Raw genomic sequence first — 22978 nt, 5'->3', positions numbered from 1 at the left:
TTTGCCCCTCTCCTTCTAGCCCTCGATCTCTTCCCGCAGCATTTCGAGTTCCAGCCATTGCTCCTCCGCCGCAGCACGCTTGCTTTCGGCGGCGGCCAAAGCCTTGGACTTCGCAGCGAAGCCCGTGGGGTCTTTGGCATAGAGGCTGCCATCGGCGAGGGCAGCATTGAGCGTCTTGATCTCGGCTTCGAGCTTTTCGATATCCTTGGGCAGGGTTTCGAGCGCGTGCTTTTCCTTGAAGGAGAGCTTGCGCTTGGCAGTGGCGGCACTGGTTTGCGCCAGGGCCGTCTTGCCGGCCCGGTGGGCCTTGGTGATAGCGGCGCGGGCGTTGACCCCTTCGCCGCGTTGGATGACCATGTCGGAATAGCCACCGGCATATTCGGTCCACACGCCCTCGCCTTCGGCGATGATCACCGAGGTGGCGACACGATCGAGGAAATCACGGTCGTGGCTGACCACGATGGCGGTGCCGGAGTAATCCGAGACCATTTCCTCGAGCAGATCGAGGGTTTCGAGGTCCAGATCATTGGTCGGCTCGTCCAGCACCAGGAAATTGGAGGGCAGCGACAAGGCGCGGGCCAAAGCCACGCGAGCGCGTTCCCCGCCGGAGAGCTTGCCGATCGGGGTATTGGCCTGTTCGGGGGTGAACAGGAAGTCCTTCATATACCCCACGACATGGCGCGCCTCGCCATTGATGTGGATGGTGTCACTACCCCCGCCGGTCAGGGCGTCCTTGAGGCGGGTTTCGGGCACGAGCTTGGCGCGGCCCTGGTCGAGCATGGCCAGCTCCAGCGCTGAACCCAGCTTGATCTTGCCGCTATCGGGCTCAAGCAGCCCGGTCAGCATCTTGATCAGCGTGGTCTTGCCGGCGCCATTGGGGCCGACAATGCCGATGCGGTCGCCGCGCAGCACGCGGGTCGAAAAATCATTGACGATGACGCGGTCGCCATAGGTCTTGCTGATATTTTCGGCTTCCACCACCAGCGCGCCCGAGGTGCGGCCTTCCGATACATTCATATTGACCGCGCCGGTCACACGGCGCTGTTCGCGCCGGTCCTGCCGCAGATTGCCCAGGCGTTCGAGGCGCCCGACATTGCGCTTGCGGCGGGCGGTGACGCCGTAGCGCAGCCAATGCTCTTCACGCACGATCTGGCGATCCAGCTTGTGGCGGTCGCGCTCTTCTTCTTCGAGCACCGTGTCGCGCCAGGCTTCAAAGGCCGAAAAACCCTTGTCGAGCCGGCGGGTGACGCCGCGATCGAGCCAGACAGTGGCGCGGGTCAGATCGGAGAGAAAGCGCCGATCGTGGCTGATCAGCACCATGGCCGAGCGCAGGGAATTGAGTTCCGCCTGCAGCCATTCGATGGCGGGGAGATCCAGATGGTTGGTGGGCTCGTCCAACAGCAGGATATCGGGCTTGGGTGCCAGCACCCGCGCCAAAGCCGCACGGCGGCCTTCGCCACCCGAGAGGTTCTTGGGGCTTTCCTCGCCGGTCAGACCCAGCGAATTGAGCAGATATTGCGCGCGATAAATGTCGTCGCCCGGCCCCAGACCCGCTTCGACATAGGCGAGCGTGGTCGCAAAGGCCGACAGATCAGGCTCTTGCGGCAGGTAACGCACGGTGGCACTGGGCTCGACAAAGCGTATCCCGCCATCATGCTGCACATCGCCAGCGGCAATCTTGAGCAGGGTCGATTTGCCCGAACCATTGCGGCCCACCAGCGCAATGCGCTGGCCGGGCGAGACGATCAGCTCGGCGCTTTCGAGCAGCGTGGTGCCGCCGAAGGTCAGGTGAATATTCTGAAGCGATAGAAGTGGTGCAGCGGCCATGGGGATCCCAGATTTCCGGCCCGGATAGAGCACAGGCAGCCTGCCAGATCAATGCGCGCAAAAAAGGCTGGTCAGGGCGTTGAGGACCCTGACCAGCCCGGGGAGACGGTAGCAGCAAGCCCCGTCGTGCCGCTCGCAGCGCCGGCGGGCCTACCCCTCAGGCCAGTGTCAGCGCGCTTGCGATGACTGGAGAAAACCATATCTAATCATGACTGTCAAACTCATATTTATAGGATTTATCGCTGAACGCAAAACGCCGCCCCGGCGGACCGGAGCGGCGTCATGACAAGATAAAAGGCCAAAAAATTATTCGGCGGGGGCCATCATGGCTTCGATGACATTGAGGCCGAGGCGGTCGCGGATCGAGCGCTTTTTGCTGGCCAGATCGGCAATGGTATATTTCTGCAGCACGGTGAAGAAGGCGCCCAGCGCCTCGCGCAGCGCGCCATTGAGATCGCATTCCCCGATCAGCGGGCAATCGGCGCCATCTTCGAAACATTCGGCCAGGGCGAAATTTTCTTCGGTGAGGCGGATGGTGTCGAGCAGGGTGATCTGTTCGGCGGGCTTGCCCAGCTTGATGCCGCCATGGCGGCCGCGCACCGTTTCGATCAGCCCGTTTTCGACCAGCGGCTTGATCAGCTTGAACAGGAACAGCTCGGAAATGTTGTAGGCCTTGGCGATATCGGCGACGCGGCTGAGCCCGGGCTCGTTGACAGCGCAATAGACCAGGGCGCGAATGGCATAGTTGGATTGACGCGTCAGTCTCACGGATGAACCTTTCTGCCGAGTCGGAACCCGGATCGTATGGTCTGCGGCGGCCAAAAATGGCAGGCAGTCAGGGCGTTAACGGTGCTGCAAGCACACTTGATCTGGTCGCCAGCTTATAACCATTCTAAAATAAGTCAACTAAACATGAACGATCAATTCAACTTTGTGTCGGACGGCGCGACGCTGGACAGCGACTTAAATTCCTCCTATGAATTTAATAGGGGCAGGGAAGGATAATCGTGAGCAAGACCATTACGCGTGCAATGCTCAGCGAAGCTGCAGCTCGAAAGACCGGCATTTCCAAGCATGAAGTGGCTGCCATTGGCGAAGCCATGTTTGCCCTGATCGGGGAAGCGCTGATGGCGGGCGAAGGGGTCAAGCTCACCGCCTTCGGCTCGCTTCAGGTCCGGGCTCGCGCGGAGCGGCTCGGTCGCAATCCCCGCACCGGCACGGAGCATCGGATTTCCCCGCGCCATACGGTAGTCTTCACGCCCAGCATGCAATTGCGTGACCAGCTCGACCTCGCGATCAGCAATGCCGCAGCCAAACCAAGCCCGCGCAAGCGGAACTGGGACGCCGAAGCCGCCCATCCGCGCTGAAACCAAGTCTACATTCAGAAATCTGTGCGAGTGATGCGACCGGCGCTCGCCTAATGGGCCTGCGCCAGGTTCGCGATATCGGCCAGGCTGAAGCCGGCGGCAGAAACCGCGCAAGTTGTCGCCACCACGATGATTGCTGCGATCAGGCCATATTCGATGGTGCTGATACCGCCATCATCACGCAGAAAACTGGATATGGCCGAGATCATGGGCAGTCGCCTTCCGCACGCAATATCAATGGGCAGAGTTTGCCGGACAAGGGCTGAACCCAATCTGAACGGCAGGACACTTTTTCACAGCGGAGGACAGGGCGTCTTGCGCGCGCCAAAATAGGATAGGCCGCTGAAATATCTGCTATTTTTGGTAAGCTCGGGTGCAATCCGGCATTGCAAACGCGGTGTTAACCAAGCCCGTAAAGGTTAATGAACGCTTTACGTAGCGCCGGGCGGGCGATGGCTGCAAGCTGGTGTCGAGCCCGGAAGAATCCGGGAACGCCCACGAGAGGGTGACCCCCGCCGCAACACGGTCGCCCTCTCGGTTCCCTCCCGTGCTCAAGGTTACCCCCATGCCCCTCTACAAGGTAAAACTGCGGTCCGGCGAACTCATCACCATCGAAGACGGCCGCGACCTCACCACCCTCAGCAAGACGCTGCGCGAACATGGCTTCCTGCAGGTGGAACGCCGCGATTCCGATTATGCCCCGGCCAAGATGACCCTGGTGTCCCTGATGGAACACGCGGTCAATTCGATCGAACGGGACTAGGATCGGTCCTGGGCTTCCGGCACCTTTAGAATGACCGTCTCATCGGAACCGATGGCTCGGCCGTCCTGGGTTTTGACCTCGAGGTGAACCGGCCGGCCGGTGGCCCGCTCGACCAGAACCGAATGTTCTTCCTGTGGCGCGAACAGGTGCCGCTCGCCGAATTGGCGGAGCGCGACCATCACCGGGAACAGATCTTTACCCTTTTCCGTCAAGAGATAGTGCATGCGCGTACCGCCCTCGGCGGCGGGGGCAAGCTCCAGAATACCGCTATCGACCAGCGTCCGCAGGCGTTCGGCCAGGATATTCTTGGCGATGCCGAGGCTTTTCTGAAACTCGCTAAAGCGCGTCAGGCCGTCGAAAGCGTCACGCACGATCAGCAGCGACCACCAGTCCCCGATCACATCCAAAGACCGCGCGCTGGGGCAATAATCGCCTTTCAGACTCTTGCGAGCGACCATGGCCTAGCTCCACGCCTGCAAATTTGGTTGCATTATTAAACCTATCCTGCTAGCCGATCATTGGTTTTATAATTAAACTAATGTCCGGAGTTTGCAATGACGATCAGGCAAGACGCGGCGCCCTTTGGCGCCGTGGGCGAAAATGCATGCGTCCAACCGGTGCTGACGCGCGCCACCGTGTTCCTCTTCGCGCTGGCGAGCGGGCTGGCCGTGGCCAATGCCTATTTCGCTCATCCATTGCTGGATGTGATGGCCGACGATCTGGGGCTCTCGCGCAGTATTGCGGGCCTGATCGTGGGGGCAACGCAGCTTGGCTATGGGCTGGGTCTTGTCCTGCTGGTGCCGCTGGGCGATCTGGTCGACCGCCGCAAGCTGATCGTAGCGCAGTCGCTGCTCTCGGTTGTGGCACTGCTCTGTGCCGGCTTTTCGACATCGGCGGCCATGTTGCTGGGCTCCATGGTCAGCGTGGGATTTCTCGCTGTGGTGACCCAAGCTCTGGTCGCCTATGTCGCGAGCCTGGCGCAACCGTCCGAGCGGGGGCATATCGTGGGCATGGTCACGAGCGGCATCGTACTCGGCATTCTGCTGGCGCGCAGTGTTGCCGGAACACTGACCGACCTGTCGGGGTGGCGCACCGTCTACATCGCCTCCGCACTGCTGACGCTGCTGATCGCGCTGCTGCTATGGCGAGCCTTGCCGCGGCAGACCAGACCGCCTGCGCGCCTGTCATATCGGGCGCTTATCGTGTCGCTGGCGACGCTGTTCCTCGAGGAGCCGGTGCTGCGCATCCGCGCGGTGATCGCCATGCTGATCTTTGCCAATATCACCACGCTGCTGGCGCCACTTGTGCTGCCGCTGACCGCGCCGCCCTTTTCCATGTCGCACACGCAAGTGGGCCTGTTCGGCCTCGCCGGAGCGGCGGGTGCGCTTGGCGCCATGCGGGCGGGCCGTTGGGCCGACCGGGGGCATGGCCAGGCCGTCACGGGGATTGCGCTGGGGCTGATGCTGTTCGCCTGGTTGCCGATGGCCCTGCTGGATCACTCGATCCTGTGGCTGGTCGCCGGAGTTCTGATCATCGACTTTGGCCTCCAGGCCACCCATGTCACCAATCAGGGCATGATCTATCGCGTGCGGCCAGAGGCGCAGAACAGGCTGACGGCGGTCTATATGGTCTTCTATTCACTGGGCAGCGCCCTGGGTTCCTCGACATCGACGATAATCTATGCCCATGCCGGATGGACTGGCGTCTGTCTCTCCGGCGCGGCGATCAGCCTTGTGACCATCGTCTTCTGGGCGCTGACCTTGCGCGCAACGCCACTGACGGCAACGCAGCGCGTGGCGTGAACGGCCATTGCTTGACAGTTCGGGCCCCGCCCCAATAAATTGGCGGCGCGCAGTCTTGCGCCGCCAAACCGTCTAGAGGTTCCGATGCCCCGATTCACTTCTCACGAAAATCACATGCGAAATTCTGAGAAGATGATGGTTCATGCGCACCTTGAATCTGGGCATTCTGGCCCATGTAGACGCAGGCAAGACTAGCCTTACCGAAAGACTGCTTTTTAATGCGGGGGTGATCGACAAGCTTGGCAGTGTCGATTCCGGCAATACCCAAACCGATAGCCTCGCCCTTGAACGGCAACGTGGCATTACCATCCGGGCCGCGGTGGTTTCGTTCACGCTGGGCGAGACAAGTGTCAATCTGATCGACACACCCGGCCACCCCGACTTCATTGCCGAAGTCGAACGGGTACTCGAATTGCTGGATGCTGCCGTGGTGGTGGTGTCGGCTGTCGAAGGCGTGCAGGCGCAAACGCGCGTGCTGGTGCGGGCGCTGCGGCGGCTTGGTGTGCCGATAGTGTTTTTCATCAACAAGATCGACCGTCTCGGCGCGCAATATGAGCGGGTGCTGGCTGAAATCGCCCAGCAATTGCCAGTTCGGCCCATTGCCATGTCGGATGTGCTCGAAGCCGGCAGCAAGGCCGCGCAGGTGCAAAAGCGCGATCTATGGCACGCACGCTCGAGTCTGTGCGAAACTCTGGCAGAGAATGACGAAGCCCTACTGTCCGATTACGTGATGGCGCCGCACTTGGTAACGCCGGCCCGGCTGAAAGCCATCCTGGCCGGACAGGTCGCCAACGGCCTGGTGCAGCCAACCTTTGCCGGTTCGGCAACAACCGGGATCGGCGTGCCGGCCCTGACCGAGGCCATCGAATGCCTACTGCCGGCCCGCTTGCCGGACGCCGGTGGAGAGGTCGCGGGCAATATCTTCAAGATCGAGCGGGGCTGGGGCGGTGAAAAGCTGGCCTATCTGGCACTGCAAGCGGGCACGATCCATACGCGGGATCATGTCGAGTTGCCCGGTGGCGCCGAGCGGGTCACGGGCATCGAGCTGTTCGAACATGGCCGGGTTCATATCGCGACGAGCCTCAGAGCCGGGCAGATCGGCCGCATTGCTGGGCTCAAGGCGGCTAGAATCGGCGATGCCATCGGCAGGGACCTGCCCGGTGGCAACCGCGCCTATTTTTCGCCACCCACGCTTGAAACCCGGGTGATGGCACAGCGTCCCGCCGACAGTGCGGCGCTGTGGCTGGCGCTGGGCCAATTGGCCGAACAGGACCCCCTGATCAACCTGCGCCGCAATGAGGATGCCAACGAAGTTTTCGTGTCGCTCTATGGCGAGGTGCAAAAGGAGGTCATCCAGGCCAGCCTGCTGGCCGATTTCGGGCTTGAGGCCAGTTTTGCTGAAAGCACCGTGATCTGTGTCGAGCGGCTGATCGGCACAGGCGAGGGGTTGGAAATCATGTTCAAGGAACCCAATCCCTACATCGCCACCGTCGGACTGCGGATCGAACCCCGACCGGCGGGCGCCGGGAACAGCTTTGCGCTGGAGGTCGATCCGGGGCATATGCCGGCCAGTTTCTATCGCGCCGTGGAGGACGGGGTGAGCGAGACGCTGCGGCAGGGCCGGTACGGATGGCAAGTGGTGGATTGCCACGTCGCCATGATTGCCGCCCGGCATCGCGAGCCAATGAGCGTGGCTGCCGATTTCCGGCAATTGACGCCGCTGGTCCTGGCGGCGGCCCTGTCGGCAGCACAGACCCAAGTGTGCGAACCGATCAACCGCTTCCATCTCGAGGCTTCTGCCACAGCACTGAGCGGTCTGCTCACGCTATTGGCCCGGGCCGGCGCAGTCGTGGCGGAGACGGTGATCGCAGAGGGGGTCGTGCACGCAACCGGCACGCTGGCCGCCGCGCAATTGCAAGGCGTGCAGCAGCAATTGCCAGGGCTGACCAGCGGGGCCGGCGTGCTGGAAGCCAGCTTCGACCATTATGCGCCCGTGCACGGCAAGCCGCCGACCCGCCCGCGATCGGGAGGCGATCCGTTCAACCGGACGGAATACCTGCTCCGGGTGCGGCGGAACCTCGCCCTTACCCCTCCGGGCTAGCAGAGTATATTTGCAATGGTTTGACCGCCCGCACACGTGGCGGTCAAACCAGGTCACAAAGCGGACCATTCTGCGTGAGGCATCCCGGGTAGCGCTTCTTTTTCCAGGCGCCACCGGATTCGTCATGTTCATTTTCCTATATCCTATAGATTTAGTGGATATTAGAATTTACCGTTCTGCTTGACCCTAAGTTGAGCGGATGGACCATGAAGCACCTTTCCCGATATCTGGCCGTAGTGGCGGCGATGATCATGCCGGTGGCGAGCGGAAACATCGCCGCCCGGGCCCAGGAGCCCGCCCCCTTGCTGGCCACGGTGCCGCCGGGCACCAAGCTGGTGGTTGGCGACCCACAGACTAAGGTCGCCCTGCAATTGTCCGGGCTGATCGACGAAATTCCCTTCGAAATCGAATGGACCAATCTCAGCGGCGGCCCACAGACATCCGAAGCCTTCCGGGCGCGGGCGCTCGATGTCGGCTCGGTCGCCGAAATTCCCTCCATCTTTGCCAATTGGAATGATCTGCCGGTCCGCAACATCGCCTATCGCGAGCGCGAAGACCCGATCGGTCATCCGATCTATCGTTTCGGCATCGCGCCGGGCGTGGACGTCAAGACGCTAGCGGACTTCCGTGGCAAGCGCATCGCCTTCAGTCCCGGCCAGGCGCAAGGCGCGCTGGTACTGCGGGCATTGCAGGCGGCAGGTCTCGCCAAGACCGATGTGACGCTGGTGGAATTGCCCAGCACCGGCGACGCCTATCCGATCGCCCTGGCGAGCCATCAAGTCGATGTCGCCCCGATCGGCGGCGTCTTGATCCGGCGCTATCTCAATCAATATGGGGCCGACGGCGCGACCGTGATCGAACACGGCCTGCGGGACGATCCCAGCCATCTCTATGCCCCCCAATGGGTGCTCGACGACCCGGCCAAGGCCGCGGCGCTGGCCGTCTATGTCGGGTTCTGGGCGCGTGCCACGCAATGGGTCAACGATAATCCGCAGGCTTGGGTCGAGGGCTATTACGTCAAGGACCAGGGGCTGAACCAGGAGGACGGCCAATATCTGGTCGAATTGACGGGCAAGCAGATCGTGCCCGCCAACTGGGACGAGGTGGTCGCCCGGCACCAGAAGACCATCGACCTGCTCGCCACTGAGCTCGGCTACGAGCCCTATAGCGCCGAGCAGATTTTCGATCGCCGTTTCGAGCCGCTGGGCGCGACCGCGCTGGCTGCGCGCTGACCGCACAATTTTACTCAGGAGATCCATCATGACCTATCTGGGCAGTATCGATGGCCGGGGACCCAAGCTACTCGAGCGCGAGGGAGCAACCAACCGGCCCGCACCAAGACCGTTTGAACCGCGACATGCCGGAATTGCGCCGGCCAGCACGACACGAAAGCGGCGCCGGCTGGGGCCTGGTCCCGCCATTCCCTTCGGCCTGCAGATCGGGCCGCTGGTGCTGGTGCTCATCTGGGTGGCAGGATCTGGGCTGAGCCTGATCGACCCGCGTGTGCTGCCTTCGCCCTGGGCTATTGCCAGCACCTTTGGCGAGCTGATTGCCGATGGCCGGCTGCAATCGAACTTTCTGACCTCGTCGGTTCGGGCACTGCTCGGGCTGGGCTTCGGCATCGCCATCGGGCTGCTGCTGGCCATTGCCTCGGGCCTGTCGCGGGTGGGTGAGGCGCTGATCGACGGTCCGATCCAGATCAAGCGGGCCGTGCCGACCCTGGCCATGATCCCGCTGCTGATGCTGTGGCTGGGCATCGGGGAGACCATGAAGGTCACCATCATCACCCTGGGCGTCATCGTGCCGATCTACATGCATACCCACAACGCGCTGCGCGCCATCGACGAACGCTATGTCGAGCTGGCCGAGACCCTGCGCATGAGCCAGCGCGACTTCCTGTTGCAGGTCGTGCTGCCCGGCGCCGTGCCCGGCTTCCTGCTGGGGCTGCGCTTTGCTGTCACCCTGTGCTGGGTGTCGCTGGTGGTGGTCGAGCAGATCAATGCCACGAGCGGGCTTGGCTACATGATCGAACTCGCCCGCAGCTACGGCCAGACCCAGGTCATCATTGTCGGTTTGGTCGTCTATGCCTTCCTTGGTCTTGCCTCGGACGGAATTGTCCGCCTCCTCGAAAAAAGGTTGTTGTCATGGCGCCGCACGCTCGCTCATTGAATGCCGTTGAAGTTCGCCGCCTGACCCGCCGCTTCGGCCAGACCACCATTCTCGACGATGTCGATCTTGATATCGCGCAGGGCGAATTCGTCGCCCTGCTTGGCAAGAGCGGCTCGGGCAAAAGCACCTTCCTGCGGGCACTCGCCGGGCTCGATTACGAGGTCGAGGGGACGGGAACGCTGCACACGCCGGACAAGCTGTCGGTGGTGTTCCAGGATGCCCGGCTGCTGCCCTGGCGGAATGTTATCCAGAACGTCACCCTCGGCCTGCGCGGCGCGGGGCAAGAGGCCGGCCGCAAGGCGCTGGAGGAGGTGGGCCTGGCGGGACGCGAAACAGCATGGCCGATCCAGCTCTCGGGCGGCGAGCAGCAGCGCGTGGCACTCGCCCGTTCGCTGGTGCGCGAACCGGCTCTGCTATTGGCCGACGAACCGTTCGGCGCGCTCGATGCGCTCACCCGGATCAAGATGCACGATTTGCTGCGCGAATTATGCGCCCGCCATCGCCCGGCCGTGCTGCTGGTGACCCATGACGTGGACGAGGCCATCTCGCTGGCCGACCGCATCCTGGTGCTCGATCAGGGCCGGTTCGTGGAGGACCTGCAGGTGGACCTGCCCGGCCGCCGCCGGCATGGCGATGCGCGCTTCGGCGCTATCCGGGCCCAATTGCTGTCGCGGCTCGGCGTCGATGTCGACGACCGCAACGCCGCCTAGATTTGAGGGAGATGAATATGGCTAAGCAAAGACAGATCAAGCTCGGCGCCTTCATCATGGCGACCGGACATCACGTTTCCGCCTGGCGGCACCCGGATTCGCAAGCCGATGCCGGGCTCAATATCGACCACTACAAGGAACTCGTGCAGACGGCGGAGCGGGGCACGTTCGACCTGGTCTTTGTCGCCGACAGCCCGGCCGGCTGGGACCGTACCAAGGACCCCGAAGCGCTGCGACGCTCGAGCCAGGGCGCCCATTTCGAGCCGGTGACGCTATGGGCCGCACTGTCGCAGGTAACCAGCCATGTCGGCTTTGTCGCCACCGCCTCCACGACCTATGAAGACCCCTATCTGCTGGCACGCAAATTCGCTTCGCTCGACTATATCAGCAAAGGGCGGGCGGCCTGGAACGTGGTAACGACGGGCGCCGATGTGTCGAACAACTTTTCCATTCCCGGCCATCCCGCCCATGCCGACCGCTACAAGCGGGCCGAAGAATTCGTCGACCTAGTCAAGGGCCTGTGGGATTCCTACGAGGACGATGCCTTTATCCGCGACAAGCAGAGCGGCATCTATCTCGATCCGGACAAGGTGCATCAGCTCAACCATTCCGGCACGTTCTTCACCGTCAGCGGCCCGCTCAACGTCGGGCGCCCGGTACAGGGTTATCCGGTGATCGTGCAGGCCGGGGCGTCGGAGCCCGGGCGGGAACTGGCGGCGCGCACCGCCGAAATGATCTTTACCGCCAACCAGACGCTGGAAGATGCGCAGGAGTTCTATGGCGACGTAAAGGGCCGGCTGGCGCGCTACGGGCGCAGCCAGGAAGACCTGCTGATCAGCCCTGGCATTTTCCCGGTGCTGGGTGGTACCGAGCGGGAGGCGCAGGCCAATTACGATTACATCCAGTCCCTGATCCACCCCTCGATCGCCTGGAGCATCCTGCAGCGGCATTATAAGGGCGTGGATCTCTCGGGCTATTCACTCGACGACCGCGCGCCGCCATTGCCGGCCGATACCGAGCTCAACAAGAGCCGGCTCAAACTGGTGACGGACCTGGTCGAGCGCAACAATCTGACGTTGCGGCAATTGTATCTCGCCGTGGCGGGAGCGCGTGGCCATCGCACGGTGGTGGGTACGCCCGAGCAGATTGCCGACGCCATGGTGGAATGGTTCGAGAACGGGGCCGCCGACGCTTTCAACATCATGCCACCCATCCTGCCGACGGGTCTTACCGATTTCGTCGACCAGGTGGTCCCGATCCTCCGTCGCCGCGGCCTGTTCCGGCATGAATATGAAGGCACGACCTTGCGGGAAAATCTGGGCCTTGCCCGCCCGGCCAATAGTTTTGCCGTGGCGCGCGACCAGCGGGAAGCCGGCTAGGAGCGAGCGCCCCGGGGATGCGGGGCGCTCCTTTGGTCAGGCGAATAGCGCCGGAGCGTTTTCGGGCGGCGGCACGCTATCGCTCATCTGATCAAGCTGGCAGAGGGCCGCCTGCAATTGATCGACCGAGACGGTGACGCCGGCCTTGGAGCGGCGCAGCCCTGGGGCGCCACGCACCGCATTGACGTCGGACAGCCAATAGGCCAGCAGCGCCCGGCGCCGGCTCAGCGTCAGACTGGCATCGGCGACGATTTCACGTGGATGATAATAGCCAACGAGATCGGCCCGGCGCACATCGAGATCATCGTCGAGCATGAAGGCTGGATTGCTCATCGTCAGCCCCTCAGATGCAGTCGCATCAGCGCCATAAGCCTGTGCAACTCGGCCCTGAACCGGGCCAGATCGGGTTTCCATGTCAAGCCCATGGCGGCGTAGTCGAAGCGCGATGATGTCCTTAGATCTTGTGTTTCCATAGCATTTTCACCAATTCGCAGTGCACCTCAAGTGCAGGGGGATCAGCGTCGAAACCATGTCGACGAGGATGAATTAAGAGCGCGGCGGGCTTGGTTCAAGATGCCACACCCGGCTCTCATGCCGGGAACTTCTCGCGTCGCCGGCAATTACCTGCCGGTGGGCGAGAGGATCAATAGATGACAACTCCCAACGATCTCAGTGACAAGGCATTGGCGGTCTTCGCCTTTGCCGTCTATCACCAACTCGGCAGCGGCGACGCAGTGACGGCTGTCGTGGCCGCTGACGATGCCGGGCACCGGGTTGATCCGGAGGCAGTGGCGGAGCTGGAGCGGTACGAACTGGCGCAGCGCCATGACGGCAAGATCACCTTCACGCCGGCGGGACAGCTCATCCTGAGCCAGATTCTGGATCGCATCCGCGGGCGCTACTGACCCTAGAGCTGATCGGGATGCGGCCGCTTGGTCTGCCCGACCAAGCGCGCCAGTTCGGAAAAGCTCGCTGGACCCGAAGCCGCCCGATCATTGGCCAGCAGCAGCAATCTTGGCGCAAAAGCCACGGCCTCCCGCTCGGCACTGCTGAGTTCGTCCATGCGATCATCGCCGACCGCGATCTGCTCGGCGCGGCGCAAGGCCAGACCCATTTCTTCCCGGCTCAATACGCCTTTCTCCACCAAGGCATTGTTGATAGCGGCAAGAGCCAGATAAAGGCCTTCCAGCTGCAGGTTCGCAATGTTCATTGGCGGCGTCCATTCTCGGCATTGCGCGGCCGCGGTGGCGCCTTGCCATCATGCTTGCCGGGATTGGGACCAATCTCGTGGCGCGGCGGATTGGCGCCGCCCGGCTTTTGGTTGTGGTGGAAACCTTCCTCCGTTTCGGGGTGCGGATCGGCGACATCCCGATCCGGCCCGGCGGTTCCTGACCCTGTCGGCAGTCCATCGCGGCTCATTTTGCACCTCCTCGTGTCTCTGCATAACCTTGATGGCCTGCGCCGGTTCCAACCAACCTGAGTTAAGGGCATGAGGCCAGGGAGCAACCGGACGACATGGCTGGCGTTGGTCGGCAGTTCATTGGATGACAGAAATGAATAAACCCTCGGAGCCGCAGGCGACCCGCCCGGAAACCGACAGCACCATAACCGAGTTCGGCCGCGGCAAGGCCGAGCGCGTCGTGCTGGGCAGCAAGCCTTATGGCAGCATGGTGCGGATCGTGTTGGCAGTGCTGGTCTTCGTTCTGGTGTTCGGCACCATATTCTTCCTCGCCCAAGGATAAAGCTACATCTGCCCCAGGGCGGCGCGGCGGAGCACATCGGCGTGGCGGCGCAATTCCTGGCCCTTGCGGGCGAAATCGCGGGCGCTGTGGCTGCGGCCGGCGGCGTCGGAATCGCGAGCAAGGCGATCAATCAATTGGGCGCGTTCCTCCACGATGCGCAGCGCAATCCGCACGGCTTCGTCGAGTGCGCCTTCCTGTTCCTTGGCCAGAACGTCGGCGGTGAAGGCATGGCCGACCTGGCAGCGGAAGCGCAATGGACCGGTGCGCACCTGCGACAGCACGCCGCCGCAACTGGGGCAGGACAAAGCTACCGGATCGGCAAAGGTTTCGATGTCGGCCGTCAGGCAGGGCCGGCCCAGGGCAATATCGATCTCGAGCAACACGGCATCAGGCACAGGCAGATTGGGCCCGGGCGGTTCGGCCAGCAAATCGGCGAGGGCTCCGCCCAACCTGCCGGCAGGGGCGCGATAGTCTATGGCGCTGGCGTCCAACGCGCCGATCGGCATGTCGGCCGCGACGGCGTCATTGGGGTTCTGCACCATGGTGGTGCCGCCGCAGCGTTTGAGATCGGCAAGACCCGCCGCCCCGTCATTGAGCCTGCCGCTGAGCACGACGCCGACGGCGCCACCGCCATAGGCGGCGCCCACGGATCGTAGCAGCGGGTCGATGGCAGGGCGGGACAGATTTTCACGCGGACCCCGGCCGAGCCGGATCACTCCATCCAGCACCAGCAGGTGCCGATCGACCGGCGCCACATAGACACAGTTTTCGGCAATTGGCTGCTCATCCTCGGCGGTCAGCACGGTGCGGGGCCCGGCATCGCTGAGGGCATCGGCCAGAAAGTTGCGGCCTTCGGCGCCAATATGCAGCACCAGGAAGAGTGGCGCCGAGACGATATCGGGCAGGTCTTGCAGGATTTGCCGAACGGCGGGCATGGCGCCGGTCGAGCCGCCGATGGCGATGGCGCGGCGCGGCGGGGATGTTGGAACCGGGGCGGAACTCACGGCCGCGCCAGCAAGACGATGAGTACCAATGCGACAGCAATGGCCACAACCAGCGCCGCATAGACAAAGCCGCCGGCCAGTTCATGCCCCTTTTCCGGTCGCGCTGGGGTCGCGGCAGCGTCCATGGCGCGCTCTTGCGCCGTTGGCGGATTGCCGGCCGCCTCGGCGTCGCTGCCCAGGGGCGCGGCCGCAGGATCGGGCATGGCGACCTTTTCGCCGGTCCAGCCAGCGTCGATGCGATTGCGGATCTGCTCACTTGTGGGTGCTTGCATATTCCATGAAGCAGCAGAGGGCAGTCTGGTTCCTTGCATCGCCACGGAACGCAGATGGCTTAATATGGGTTAACGGAATTGAACGAAGCGCCAGGCAGCGGGTTGCGTTTCGGAGGTGTGGCGGCGGGCCGCGCTGGCGGCAATCAGCGCCGGGCTACACAGGCGGGTGGAGCACAATGGAAGACGCAGCAGATCTCAATGGCAAGCGGATCGTCGTCGTCGAGGACGACTTCTTATTGGCGACCGATATCTGCCGCGAATTGCGCGATCTTGGTGCCACCGTGCTGGGTCCTGCCCCCACGCCGTTTTATGCCACCCAACTCATCGGGCGCCGCAAGATCGATGCTGCGGTGCTGGATATAAGGCTCCATGGCACCAATGTGTTCGGCGTGGCCGATCTGCTGCAAAATCAGGGTGTGCCAATCCTGTTTGCAACCGCTTATGACCGCCAGGCGCTGCCGGCCCGGTTCCGCGACGCTTCCTTACTGGAAAAGCCGCTCGATCGCAAAAAACTGGTGTCGGAAATCGTCGCCATGATACGTCGCCCGGCCACCCGGCTGTCCAGCGCGATGCCCGCACCGGCCGTGGCGCCAGCACGGCAAGCGCCGGCCCAGAATTTTGCCCGGGCACTGGCCCGCACGCTGCGCCCTAGCCGGGGGCCAGATAGCCACCGTCAAACGCGGCAATGGCGGCCAGGCCCGGAAAATTAAGAATTCTGACTTCGCCCTGCGCCATGGTGATCAGGTTTTTCTTGCGTAATTGCTGAATTGTGCGGTTCACGTGAACTGTGGACAGGCCCAGCGCCTCGCCCAGTTCAGCCTGGGTCAGGGCGAGCTGGAAGCGGGCATCGTTCTGACTGACCAGGCCCACTATTCTGAGCCGGCTGTACATTTCACACAGGCAATGGGCCAGGCGCTGCAGCGCATCGCGCGCACCCAGGCTGATGACCAGTTCGCGGCCGCAAGCCTGCTCTATCGAGGCAGCACGCATGGTGGCCACCACGATATTGGGCAGTTTATCGCCCAAGGCTGAGAATTGTTCCAGATTGATCTTGCCGATCACCGCCGGGCCCAGGCTCATCACGCATTGGCGCACGGGGCTTGAGGACAGAAATCCGAAATCGCAGAAATCGCCGGGCACGACAAATCCGGTCATCTGGCGGCGCGCATTGTCCAGCACCCGGTAATGGCAAGCCAGCCCTTCCAGCAGGACCACGGCCTCCCGGCTGGGCACGCCGTCCTTGAGTATTTCGGAGTGGGAGGGGACGGGGGAGACGTCATGCACGAGGGCAGCGAAAGCCGCGAGCTCGTGCGGCCGCAAGGGATAAAGCGCCTTGAGGCGGCGGATGAAGACGTCCAGCGCGCTATCGGCCGATGAAGCGGCGGGTTCGACAAAATCCTGCAGGTTGACAACGGGTTGTGTGGTCATGGAGCGGTAATCGTGTCGTGTGGCCGGTCAAAGCGGGCCAGGGCGGCCAGCAATTGATCGGTGTCGGTCGGCTTGCCGACCGAAGGGAGATGGGCAAACTCGGGCGGCAGATCGCGGGTTCCATAGCCGCTACAAAGCACCACGGCGACACCCTTGGCCAGCAGTGGGGCGACCAGATCGAGCGCCATGCCATCCAGCAATTGCACGTCCAGCACAACGGCATTGGCAGCAAAGTCCGGGCTTTCCATCGCCGTCTTGATTTCTGATACGCGCCCCATGACGCCCACGACATTGACGCCACGGCTGCTCAGCTCGGTGGCCAGGTCGCTCGCCAGCAGGTATTCGTCTTCACAGATCAGAACGCGGAGATCGCCATGGTGCTGGGTCATGTTATTCCTTCGCGAAAACCATATCAGGTCCGTTCGGGCACACAGCTAACATAGGTTAAGTTGCGCGATTCAGGTATGGCGGGCCTGTAACAGCCGTTCGATCGTCGCGGCGAGATTGCGGGGATCGACCGGCTTGGCGACCAGGGCACCTGAGGAAAATTCCTCCGGCAGATCGGCTCGGGCGTGGCCGGTTGACACGATGAACGGAATACCCGCCTGGTTAAGCCGTTGCACCAGGGTCGCGCTGGTGCCTGTGCCCAGCTTGTAGTCCAGCAGCGCGATATCGACCTGCTCGTTGTCCAGCAAGGCCTCTGCCGCCGTCACACTGGCGGCCGGGCCGACCGGCACATGGCCGGCCGCGCCCAGGATCGAGACATAATCCCGGGCAATCAGCCATTCGTCTTCAACGATGAGGACGCGGTATGACGTCATCGCATCACCTTGAATCGGGCAGTTTGATACGCACGATCAGCCCCGATGGATCGAAGATCGTCTCGACGGTGCCGCCATGGCGGTAGCCGATCTCGCCCTGGAGCAAGGAGAGCCCGAAGCCGGTGGCAGAGGGCGGACTCACTGCGGGGCCATCGTGCTCCTGCCACTCGATGAACAGATCGGGGCCGGTCTTGTTCCAGCTGATGCGGACCGTGCCATTGGGCATGGTAAGGGCGCCATATTTGGCGGCATTGGTCGCCAGCTCATGCAGCACCATGCCGAGCGAAAGCGCCTGCTGGGCGTTCAACCGCACATCCGGACCGCTGGTTGTGAAGTGCTCCCGGCCGAAATGCTCGGTCTCGTCGCGCAGGATATCCGCCAAGGCTACCTCGGACCACTTGACCCGCGACAGCGCACTATAGGCGCGCGCCATAGCGCGCAGGCGGCCCACCAGCGCATCATGCGTCGGGTGATCGGGTGCGCCATCCAGCGTGCTGTTGACGATGCTGATGACCACCGCCAGCATGTTCTTGACCCGGTGATTGAGTTCGGAAATCAGCACCTGCTGATGTTCCTCGGCCTCGGCCAGCGTCGTCACATCGGTCAGCGAAACCACCACGCCCTGGATGGTCTTGGCTTCCTCGCGGTAGGGCATGAGCCGCACGAGATAGTGGCGTCGCTCGCCATCGCGCGGCAGCTGGTGTTCGATGAGTTTGCCGGTGGCGAAAACCTGTTCGATATGGGCCTTGAGATCAGGATAGTCGAGGCGATTGGCCAGGTCGGTCAGGGGCCGGCCGACATCGCTGACGCGCAGGTTGAAAAAAGCCGAGGCCGCCGGAGTGAAATTGCGGATCACCAGATTGCGGTCGAGAAAGACCGTGGCGATCTGCGCGCTTTCGAACAGATTCTTGAGGTCGTTATTGGCCCGGTCCAGCTCCTCCACCTTGCCGATCAGTTCGGTATTGATGGTGTTGAGCTCTTCGTTGAGGGACTGCATTTCCTCCTTGGAGGCCTCCAGTTCCTCATTGGTGGACTGCGCCTCCTCATTAACCGAAACGAGTTCTTCGTTGGACGACTTCAGTTCCTCGACCGCTGTTTCGTATTCCTCAATGGTCGACTGCAGCCGCTCCCGCGTGTCGCGCAATTCGCGATCCAGATCGAGCAGACCATCGACGCCCTGGCTCGCGACGTCGGAATCCGATCTCGCGCGCGCCGGGCCGGTGACGTTGAACAGCACGAGATAAAGCGGCTCGCCATTGCCGCGCTCGAGCATCGGCTCGACCGTTATGGTGACCAATTGCACCCGGCCCGCGTCGTCGTCGAGCGGTAGATCGGGCTTTATCACGGCGCGTTGGGCTTCCACCGCCTCGCGCAGGGCCGAGCGCAGCTCAAGCCGCAGGTCGCGGCGCGCCATGGTCAGCAACTGACGGCTGGGCGCGCCGGGCGAGGGTTCGAGAAAGCGCCCGGTTCGGGCGGAGTAATAGACCACGTCGCCATCGCCATTGACCACGACGTGGGGCGGGGCGAACCGTTCCAGCACCTGGGCTTCGACCGCCTGGCGCAGGGGATAAGTGGCTTGTGCCGGCCGCTCCCGCCCACCGGGAAACAGGCCGGTCCGGCTTTCACCCACCAGGCTCAGCAGGCGCGGCGCCGGCTGGACATGTTCGCGCGACTGGAAAATGCGCTGCTTCTTATCGATCAACGCGAACAGGTCGCCATGCTGGCCAATGCCTTCGGAGGTGCCAAGAAACAGATAGCCGCCGGGGCGCAGGGAATAATGAAAGGTCGGGATGACGCGGTTTTGGATATCCGGGCCGAAATAGATCAGCAGGTTGCGGCAGGACACCAGATCCATGCGCGAGAACGGGGGGTCGCGGATGACGCTGTGCGGGGAGAAGATGCACAGCTCGCGCACGTCGTTGCTGAGCACGTAGCTGGCGCCATCGAGGTGGAAGAAGCGCTGCCGCCGCTCCGGCGACAAGCCGCCCAACAGGGCCTCCGGATAGCGCGCCAGCCGGGCCACCGACAGGGCCGCCTCGTCGATATCGGTGGCAAATATCTGCACCCGCGGCGGCGGCGAGGATATCTTGTCCATATATTCGCGCATCAGGATGCCGATGGAGAATACTTCCTCCCCGGTGGCGCAACCGGGCACCCAGACGCGGATGGTGTCGCCGGCCGTCCTGCCTTCGAACAGGCGCGGAATGACGGTTTGTTCCAGCAGCTTGAACGCGTCGGCATCGCGGAAAAAATTGGTGACGTTGATCAAAAGATCGCGGAACAGGTTCATCACCTCGGGCGCTTCGCGCTTGAGCAGTTCCACATAGCCGTCGAGCGACGTCAATTGGCGCACCTGCATGCGGCGGCGGACGCGGCGCAGGAAGGTCTTGGATTTGTAACCGGAAAAATCATGCCCGGAATGGCTGCGCAGCACGGCGTAAATCTCGGCCTTGGCCCGCTCGATGGCGCTTTCCTGCTGTTCGCCCTCATGCTGGGTCAGGCTGTCGAGCACATCGAAGCTGGCGGCATAGTCGATGAGCTTTTGGCCCATTTCATCGGCCTTGGCCTCGATATCGATGAGCCCGCTGGAAATGGCGCTTTGCGGCATGGAGGGCGTGGTGGGACCATATTGGTCCGCGGTCTGCGCCACGGTCAGCCCGCCGCGTTCCTTGATCGCTTTGACGCCCAGCGTGCCATCGCCATCGCCGCCTGAGAGCACGATCCCGATGGCATATTCACCATATTGGGTGGCCAGCGAAGCAAAAAAGATATCGATCGGCTTGCGTTCGCGATGCACCGGATCAGGTTCGCGCAGGCGCAGCAGCCCATCCTCGATGGTCACAATGCCATTGGGCGGCATGACATAGACCGTGTCGGGCTCAACCAGAGCATCCTGCTCCACCACCCGCACCGGCATGGCGGTAAAGCGGGCGATGACTTCGTGCAGCAGGCTTTCGTGCTCAGGGTTGAGGTGAGTGACCACCACAAAAGCCATGCCGCACCGATCCGGCAGACCCTTGAAGAAACCCTCCATGGCGGCAATGCCGCCAGCCGACGCACCGATGCCGACAACAGGAAACTTCTGGGCATCGGTCATCGGGCTATCCTGCTGGGTCTCTTCGTTCATCACCTCATTACGCTACACGAGGCAAACCGCCGACGTGACTGCCGCGCGCATTTTGCCGTCGACAAACCGACATACGGGTCAGAAATCCGGCGCGGTCGCTGGCCGCGCCGGCTGTGGCTTATTGCGCCGCCATGGCGTCGATTTCCTGCTTATGCTGTTGCAGCGTGGGGAGGGTATTGGCCGCGAAGACCTTGAGCGCGGAATCCGCACCGCTGGTGGAAAAGCCTTCGAACAGCGCCACCGCCTCGTCATGCGCCGCGACCTGGGCGGCAATGTAAGCCTGGTCAAACGCCTCGCCCTCGAGGCCCGAAAGCTCATCCAACTTGCTCTGATGGGCCGGCTGCAAGCCCGGCGCCGGACTGATGCTGTCGGATTGGGCGGCCGCATTCATGTCCTCGGCGGCTTTGCCATGATCGTCGATCATGTGCTGGGCGAAGGCCTTCACTTCGTCGCTGCTGGATTTTTCCAGCGCGAGGCGGCTCGTTTCGATCTCCAGCATGTTCGAAGATGCGGCCATATCGGCAAATTGCTGCGGATCGGTGATCGCCGCAGGAGCGGTCGCGGCTGGTGCGGCGGGCGCGGTCTGCGCATAGGCGGCGGTGATCCCCAGCAGGGAAGCCGTCAGAAGCAGGGCCTTGAGCATTTTGTTCTCCTCTGGAAAGCAGCATAAGCCGGATCGCGGGACAACAGTTCCGGCCGCTAATGTGGGTTAAGGGCGAACTTTAGTCAGGAGTTTGCCATTGCAGCGCCCGGCGGGCCTGCGCCTCGTAGCGGGCGATGAGCGGCTTGATACGGCGCTGCTCATCTTCGCCGTTGCGGGCAAGCGCCATGGTCCATAGACCGATCTGGAATGCCAGGTAGCATAGTCGATTGGCGGCGAGGAATTCTGTGCTGAGCGGGCGGCCGATGCGGGCGGCGAGGGTATCGGAGAGGGCTTCGTATTGCGCTGCCGAGAGATCCAGCTCCACCCCGGCGGCGGCGAGGTCCCAGGCGATGTCCTGGCAGCCGACGAGGTCGTGGCCGGCGTGATGGTCGAGCCCATCGAGCTTGGACCAGCCGTCCAGGCCATGCACCCATTCCCAGGCATGCAGGCGATTGTCGGTGCAGCAGGGCACGGGCGCGAAACGGTCGGGATCGCCAAGGGTGGTGCGAACGGCATCGGCGGCGGCCTTGCCCCAGTGCTCCCCGAAATTATGGATCGCCGTGGCGAACAGCGTGGGCAGACTGGCGCCGGGGCTATCTGCAGGCAGGCCGGCCCGGAATGCCAGATAGTCCAGCACGCGGTCCATGGGCGGCGCCGACATCGTGGGCTGCGCTTCGAGCCAAGGGGTGACCAGAAAGCCATGACATAGTCCTGCCGGCGCCGGGGCGAAACCGGCCTGGGCCAGTTCGGCCGCCAGCTTTAGTTTGGCCTGCCCGCTGGAGCCCACCCCGACGAATTTTGCCAGCCAGCGCCGGCCATTAGCCATTGCCAGGAATTTGCGTTTTTCCGTGGCCGGATCGGCCGGCGGCCAGAGTTCCGGCGGCTCGGCGCACAAGGTCCGCCATGCCCCTCCGGACAGATCCCGCAACGGCGCCTGCAATGGACCTACGATGGTGGCGAGCCAGTTTTCCAGTCGGTGCTCGGGGTGGGGAGCATTGAAGACCAGTTGATCGAACGAAACGTAGTGTTTGCGCGCCCGGGCCCAGCGCTGTCGGTGTGCATCACGGGCCGCAGAGCCAAGCGCACCGTCATGGCTGGGGAAAAAATGGATGCGCCGTTCGGCGATGCCGTGGTCGACCAGCCAGTCGGCGACGCCATTGAAGGAACTGCCGGACAGGCCGGGGCCCTCATCGACGATTGCGTAATCGCCCCTGCCCGCCAGGAGTCGTTTGGCCAGGCTTGGCCCAATGGCGAGGTGGCGATCGAAGGGATGGCCGGTGGGGCGGACGCTGAAAATTTCACGCGCACCGAGCGCCGCCGCCACCATAGCCGCCAGCCCTACCCCGATGCTGCGAATGCCGATGATGGTGGTGTCCGGACGCAATCCAGATTGCCGCGCCGCCGCACTATAGGCCTCCGGATAGAGTGCGTAGAAGGCATAGCCTTCGGCCTGTTTGGTGCGGATCGTACCGGTCCGGGACAGCAAGTCCAACGCGGCGCCGTCTGGCAGCGAATGCATATTGGTGAAGCCACTATCCCACGACTCCAGCACCATCCGCGCCAGATCGAGAAGCAGCGCGGCGCCCGCCTGCCGAGATTGGCTGATCTCGTCGGCAGCTAGTACGGCGAATTCGGCGTCGGCCATGCCTTGCACCAGTTCGCTGGCACGAATGAAAGCCGCAACCACAGCCTGATGCCGTTCCAGCCCGGCCGGCATCGCCGCATAGGCGGCGAGCGGAGCGCGAATGTCGGCAACCAGCGCTCCGGCGTCCTCGCTCCGCTCGCTATCGCCATAAACCAACATGGATCCCGTCCCGCTCAAT

The 22978-nt window shown here is 63.0% G+C and carries 26 protein-coding genes; 11 read left to right on the top strand and 15 right to left on the bottom strand.

What is annotated here, in order from left to right:
* Positions 1-15: 15 nt before the first annotated feature.
* Positions 16-1827 (bottom strand): ABC-F family ATP-binding cassette domain-containing protein, encoded by a 1812-nt coding sequence (locus tag ACI3KW_RS07695; RefSeq protein ID WP_404847586.1) that lies wholly within the window; start codon positions 1825-1827, stop codon positions 16-18.
* A gap of 306 nt (positions 1828-2133) precedes the next feature.
* On the bottom strand, positions 2134-2595 hold the full coding sequence (gene rirA / locus ACI3KW_RS07690) for an iron-responsive transcriptional regulator RirA (RefSeq protein WP_262170527.1): 462 nt from the start codon (positions 2593-2595) through the stop codon (positions 2134-2136).
* A 239-nt stretch (positions 2596-2834) separates the two neighbouring features.
* Here rirA and ACI3KW_RS07685 point away from each other — a divergent pair, with 239 nt between their 5' ends.
* Positions 2835-3194, top strand: a complete 360-nt coding sequence (locus ACI3KW_RS07685) for an HU family DNA-binding protein (protein WP_262170529.1) — start codon at positions 2835-2837, stop codon at positions 3192-3194.
* A 50-nt stretch (positions 3195-3244) separates the two neighbouring features.
* Here ACI3KW_RS07685 and ACI3KW_RS07680 read toward each other — a convergent pair whose 3' ends face one another.
* Entirely contained in the window at positions 3245-3403 is a 159-nt protein-coding gene (locus ACI3KW_RS07680; RefSeq protein ID WP_113121019.1) for a Flp family type IVb pilin, read from the bottom strand.
* Positions 3404-3759: 356 nt separating this feature from the next.
* On the opposite strand from ACI3KW_RS07680, the gene ACI3KW_RS07675 reads away from it, so the two are divergent.
* Complete coding sequence (locus ACI3KW_RS07675) at positions 3760-3957, top strand: hypothetical protein (RefSeq protein WP_113121018.1); 198 nt, start codon at positions 3760-3762, stop codon at positions 3955-3957.
* Here ACI3KW_RS07675 and ACI3KW_RS07670 read toward each other — a convergent pair.
* Positions 3954-4415 (bottom strand): winged helix-turn-helix transcriptional regulator, encoded by a 462-nt coding sequence (locus tag ACI3KW_RS07670; protein WP_404847585.1) that lies wholly within the window; start codon positions 4413-4415, stop codon positions 3954-3956. The genes ACI3KW_RS07675 and ACI3KW_RS07670 overlap by 4 nt on opposite strands.
* Positions 4416-4511: 96 nt before the next feature.
* On the opposite strand from ACI3KW_RS07670, the gene ACI3KW_RS07665 reads away from it, so the two are divergent.
* The 6 genes from ACI3KW_RS07665 (at position 4512) to ACI3KW_RS07640 (ending at position 12118) form a co-directional block, all read left to right on the top strand.
* Positions 4512-5759 carry an MFS transporter gene (locus ACI3KW_RS07665; protein WP_404847584.1) on the top strand — a complete coding sequence of 416 codons (1248 nt, stop codon included), beginning with the start codon at positions 4512-4514 and terminating at the stop codon, positions 5757-5759.
* Between the two features lie 142 nt (positions 5760-5901).
* Complete coding sequence (locus ACI3KW_RS07660) at positions 5902-7860, top strand: GTP-binding protein (protein ID WP_404847583.1); 1959 nt, start codon at positions 5902-5904, stop codon at positions 7858-7860.
* Positions 7861-8105: 245 nt separating this feature from the next.
* A complete protein-coding gene (locus ACI3KW_RS07655) occupies positions 8106-9092 on the top strand; it encodes an ABC transporter substrate-binding protein (RefSeq protein WP_404847775.1) in 987 nt (328 codons plus the stop codon).
* A 28-nt stretch (positions 9093-9120) separates the two neighbouring features.
* Positions 9121-10029 (top strand): ABC transporter permease, encoded by a 909-nt coding sequence (locus ACI3KW_RS07650; protein ID WP_404847582.1) that lies wholly within the window; start codon positions 9121-9123, stop codon positions 10027-10029.
* Entirely contained in the window at positions 10005-10739 is a 735-nt protein-coding gene (locus ACI3KW_RS07645; RefSeq protein ID WP_113121012.1) for an ABC transporter ATP-binding protein, read from the top strand. The genes ACI3KW_RS07650 and ACI3KW_RS07645 overlap by 25 nt, the downstream gene beginning before the upstream one ends.
* A 17-nt stretch (positions 10740-10756) precedes the next feature.
* Positions 10757-12118, top strand: a complete 1362-nt coding sequence (locus ACI3KW_RS07640) for an LLM class flavin-dependent oxidoreductase (RefSeq protein WP_404847581.1) — start codon at positions 10757-10759, stop codon at positions 12116-12118.
* A 36-nt stretch (positions 12119-12154) separates the two neighbouring features.
* On the opposite strand, the gene ACI3KW_RS07635 is transcribed toward ACI3KW_RS07640, so the two are convergent.
* Positions 12155-12451 carry a hypothetical protein gene (locus ACI3KW_RS07635; protein ID WP_404847580.1) on the bottom strand — a complete coding sequence of 99 codons (297 nt, stop codon included), beginning with the start codon at positions 12449-12451 and terminating at the stop codon, positions 12155-12157.
* A gap of 317 nt (positions 12452-12768) precedes the next feature.
* On the opposite strand from ACI3KW_RS07635, the gene ACI3KW_RS07630 reads away from it, so the two are divergent.
* Positions 12769-13023: a hypothetical protein gene (locus ACI3KW_RS07630; protein ID WP_113121009.1), complete on the top strand. Its 255-nt coding sequence runs from the start codon at positions 12769-12771 to the stop codon at positions 13021-13023.
* 2 nt (positions 13024-13025) lie between these two features.
* Here the strand turns inward: ACI3KW_RS07630 and ACI3KW_RS07625 are convergent, their stop codons facing one another.
* Together ACI3KW_RS07625 and ACI3KW_RS07620 are read right to left on the bottom strand one after the other, a co-directional pair.
* Positions 13026-13328, bottom strand: a complete 303-nt coding sequence (locus ACI3KW_RS07625) for a hypothetical protein (protein WP_404847579.1) — start codon at positions 13326-13328, stop codon at positions 13026-13028.
* The gene (locus ACI3KW_RS07620; RefSeq protein ID WP_404847578.1) at positions 13325-13537 is read right to left on the bottom strand and encodes a hypothetical protein; all 213 of its coding nucleotides are present in this window, start codon (positions 13535-13537) and stop codon (positions 13325-13327) included. The genes ACI3KW_RS07625 and ACI3KW_RS07620 overlap by 4 nt, the downstream gene beginning before the upstream one ends.
* Positions 13538-13671: 134 nt before the next feature.
* On the opposite strand from ACI3KW_RS07620, the gene ACI3KW_RS07615 reads away from it, so the two are divergent.
* Complete coding sequence (locus ACI3KW_RS07615) at positions 13672-13860, top strand: hypothetical protein (RefSeq protein WP_404847577.1); 189 nt, start codon at positions 13672-13674, stop codon at positions 13858-13860.
* 2 nt (positions 13861-13862) lie between these two features.
* Here the strand turns inward: ACI3KW_RS07615 and ACI3KW_RS07610 are convergent, their stop codons facing one another.
* Together ACI3KW_RS07610 and ACI3KW_RS07605 are read right to left on the bottom strand one after the other, a co-directional pair.
* Positions 13863-14864 (bottom strand): chemotaxis protein CheB, encoded by a 1002-nt coding sequence (locus ACI3KW_RS07610; RefSeq protein ID WP_404847576.1) that lies wholly within the window; start codon positions 14862-14864, stop codon positions 13863-13865.
* Positions 14861-15136 carry a hypothetical protein gene (locus tag ACI3KW_RS07605; protein ID WP_404847575.1) on the bottom strand — a complete coding sequence of 92 codons (276 nt, stop codon included), beginning with the start codon at positions 15134-15136 and terminating at the stop codon, positions 14861-14863. The genes ACI3KW_RS07610 and ACI3KW_RS07605 overlap by 4 nt, the downstream gene beginning before the upstream one ends.
* 176 nt (positions 15137-15312) lie before the next feature.
* Between ACI3KW_RS07605 and ACI3KW_RS07600 the strand changes: the two genes are divergently transcribed.
* Positions 15313-15846 (top strand): hypothetical protein, encoded by a 534-nt coding sequence (locus tag ACI3KW_RS07600; RefSeq protein ID WP_404847574.1) that lies wholly within the window; start codon positions 15313-15315, stop codon positions 15844-15846.
* Here ACI3KW_RS07600 and ACI3KW_RS07595 read toward each other — a convergent pair.
* From ACI3KW_RS07595 to ACI3KW_RS07570, 6 genes are all read right to left on the bottom strand, one after another.
* A complete protein-coding gene (locus ACI3KW_RS07595) occupies positions 15785-16564 on the bottom strand; it encodes a Crp/Fnr family transcriptional regulator (protein ID WP_404847573.1) in 780 nt (259 codons plus the stop codon). The two genes, ACI3KW_RS07600 and ACI3KW_RS07595, sit on opposite strands and share 62 nt — an antisense overlap.
* Positions 16561-16953, bottom strand: coding sequence for a hypothetical protein (locus ACI3KW_RS07590; protein ID WP_404847572.1), 393 nt, complete (start codon positions 16951-16953; stop codon positions 16561-16563). The genes ACI3KW_RS07595 and ACI3KW_RS07590 overlap by 4 nt, the downstream gene beginning before the upstream one ends.
* A gap of 69 nt (positions 16954-17022) precedes the next feature.
* Positions 17023-17385: a response regulator gene (locus ACI3KW_RS07585; protein ID WP_404847571.1), complete on the bottom strand. Its 363-nt coding sequence runs from the start codon at positions 17383-17385 to the stop codon at positions 17023-17025.
* Between the two features lie 4 nt (positions 17386-17389).
* A complete protein-coding gene (locus ACI3KW_RS07580; protein ID WP_404847570.1) occupies positions 17390-20512 on the bottom strand; it encodes a CheR family methyltransferase in 3123 nt (1040 codons plus the stop codon).
* Positions 20513-20630: 118 nt separating this feature from the next.
* Entirely contained in the window at positions 20631-21155 is a 525-nt protein-coding gene (locus tag ACI3KW_RS07575) for a DUF4142 domain-containing protein (RefSeq protein WP_404847569.1), read from the bottom strand.
* A 79-nt stretch (positions 21156-21234) separates the two neighbouring features.
* Complete coding sequence (locus tag ACI3KW_RS07570) at positions 21235-22959, bottom strand: hypothetical protein (RefSeq protein ID WP_404847568.1); 1725 nt, start codon at positions 22957-22959, stop codon at positions 21235-21237.
* Positions 22960-22978 lie beyond the last annotated feature (19 nt).

The sequence above is a fragment of the Devosia sp. ZW T5_3 genome, from assembly GCF_044987315.1.
Classification (GTDB): Bacteria; Pseudomonadota; Alphaproteobacteria; order Rhizobiales; family Devosiaceae; genus Devosia.
The sequence above is the reverse complement of the archived record's forward strand: the minus strand, read 5'-3'. Positions and strand labels throughout refer to the sequence as shown.

Bases quoted from the DNA above. Each gene is read 5' to 3' on its own strand.
- ACI3KW_RS07580 (WP_404847570.1), bottom strand. From the start codon at position 20,512: ATGAACGAAGAGACCCAGCAGGATAGCCCGATGACCGATGCCCAGAAG.
- ACI3KW_RS07620 (WP_404847578.1), bottom strand. From the start codon at position 13,537: ATGAGCCGCGATGGACTGCCGACAGGGTCAGGAACCGCCGGGCCGGAT.
- ACI3KW_RS07630 (WP_113121009.1), top strand. From the start codon at position 12,769: ATGACAACTCCCAACGATCTCAGTGACAAGGCATTGGCGGTCTTCGCC.
- ACI3KW_RS07625 (WP_404847579.1), bottom strand. From the start codon at position 13,328: ATGAACATTGCGAACCTGCAGCTGGAAGGCCTTTATCTGGCTCTTGCC.
- ACI3KW_RS07655 (WP_404847775.1), top strand. From the start codon at position 8,106: ATGATCATGCCGGTGGCGAGCGGAAACATCGCCGCCCGGGCCCAGGAG.
- ACI3KW_RS07670 (WP_404847585.1), bottom strand. From the start codon at position 4,415: ATGGTCGCTCGCAAGAGTCTGAAAGGCGATTATTGCCCCAGCGCGCGG.
- ACI3KW_RS07585 (WP_404847571.1), bottom strand. From the start codon at position 17,385: ATGACGTCATACCGCGTCCTCATCGTTGAAGACGAATGGCTGATTGCC.
- ACI3KW_RS07635 (WP_404847580.1), bottom strand. From the start codon at position 12,451: ATGAGCAATCCAGCCTTCATGCTCGACGATGATCTCGATGTGCGCCGG.
- ACI3KW_RS07615 (WP_404847577.1), top strand. From the start codon at position 13,672: ATGAATAAACCCTCGGAGCCGCAGGCGACCCGCCCGGAAACCGACAGC.
- ACI3KW_RS07680 (WP_113121019.1), bottom strand. From the start codon at position 3,403: ATGATCTCGGCCATATCCAGTTTTCTGCGTGATGATGGCGGTATCAGC.
- ACI3KW_RS07695 (WP_404847586.1), bottom strand. From the start codon at position 1,827: ATGGCCGCTGCACCACTTCTATCGCTTCAGAATATTCACCTGACCTTC.
- ACI3KW_RS07600 (WP_404847574.1), top strand. From the start codon at position 15,313: ATGGAAGACGCAGCAGATCTCAATGGCAAGCGGATCGTCGTCGTCGAG.
- ACI3KW_RS07590 (WP_404847572.1), bottom strand. From the start codon at position 16,953: ATGACCCAGCACCATGGCGATCTCCGCGTTCTGATCTGTGAAGACGAA.
- ACI3KW_RS07675 (WP_113121018.1), top strand. From the start codon at position 3,760: ATGCCCCTCTACAAGGTAAAACTGCGGTCCGGCGAACTCATCACCATC.
- ACI3KW_RS07575 (WP_404847569.1), bottom strand. From the start codon at position 21,155: ATGCTCAAGGCCCTGCTTCTGACGGCTTCCCTGCTGGGGATCACCGCC.
- ACI3KW_RS07645 (WP_113121012.1), top strand. From the start codon at position 10,005: ATGGCGCCGCACGCTCGCTCATTGAATGCCGTTGAAGTTCGCCGCCTG.
- ACI3KW_RS07595 (WP_404847573.1), bottom strand. From the start codon at position 16,564: ATGACCACACAACCCGTTGTCAACCTGCAGGATTTTGTCGAACCCGCC.
- ACI3KW_RS07650 (WP_404847582.1), top strand. From the start codon at position 9,121: ATGACCTATCTGGGCAGTATCGATGGCCGGGGACCCAAGCTACTCGAG.
- ACI3KW_RS07660 (WP_404847583.1), top strand. From the start codon at position 5,902: ATGCGCACCTTGAATCTGGGCATTCTGGCCCATGTAGACGCAGGCAAG.
- ACI3KW_RS07640 (WP_404847581.1), top strand. From the start codon at position 10,757: ATGGCTAAGCAAAGACAGATCAAGCTCGGCGCCTTCATCATGGCGACC.
- ACI3KW_RS07665 (WP_404847584.1), top strand. From the start codon at position 4,512: ATGACGATCAGGCAAGACGCGGCGCCCTTTGGCGCCGTGGGCGAAAAT.
- ACI3KW_RS07605 (WP_404847575.1), bottom strand. From the start codon at position 15,136: ATGCAAGCACCCACAAGTGAGCAGATCCGCAATCGCATCGACGCTGGC.
- ACI3KW_RS07570 (WP_404847568.1), bottom strand. From the start codon at position 22,959: ATGTTGGTTTATGGCGATAGCGAGCGGAGCGAGGACGCCGGAGCGCTG.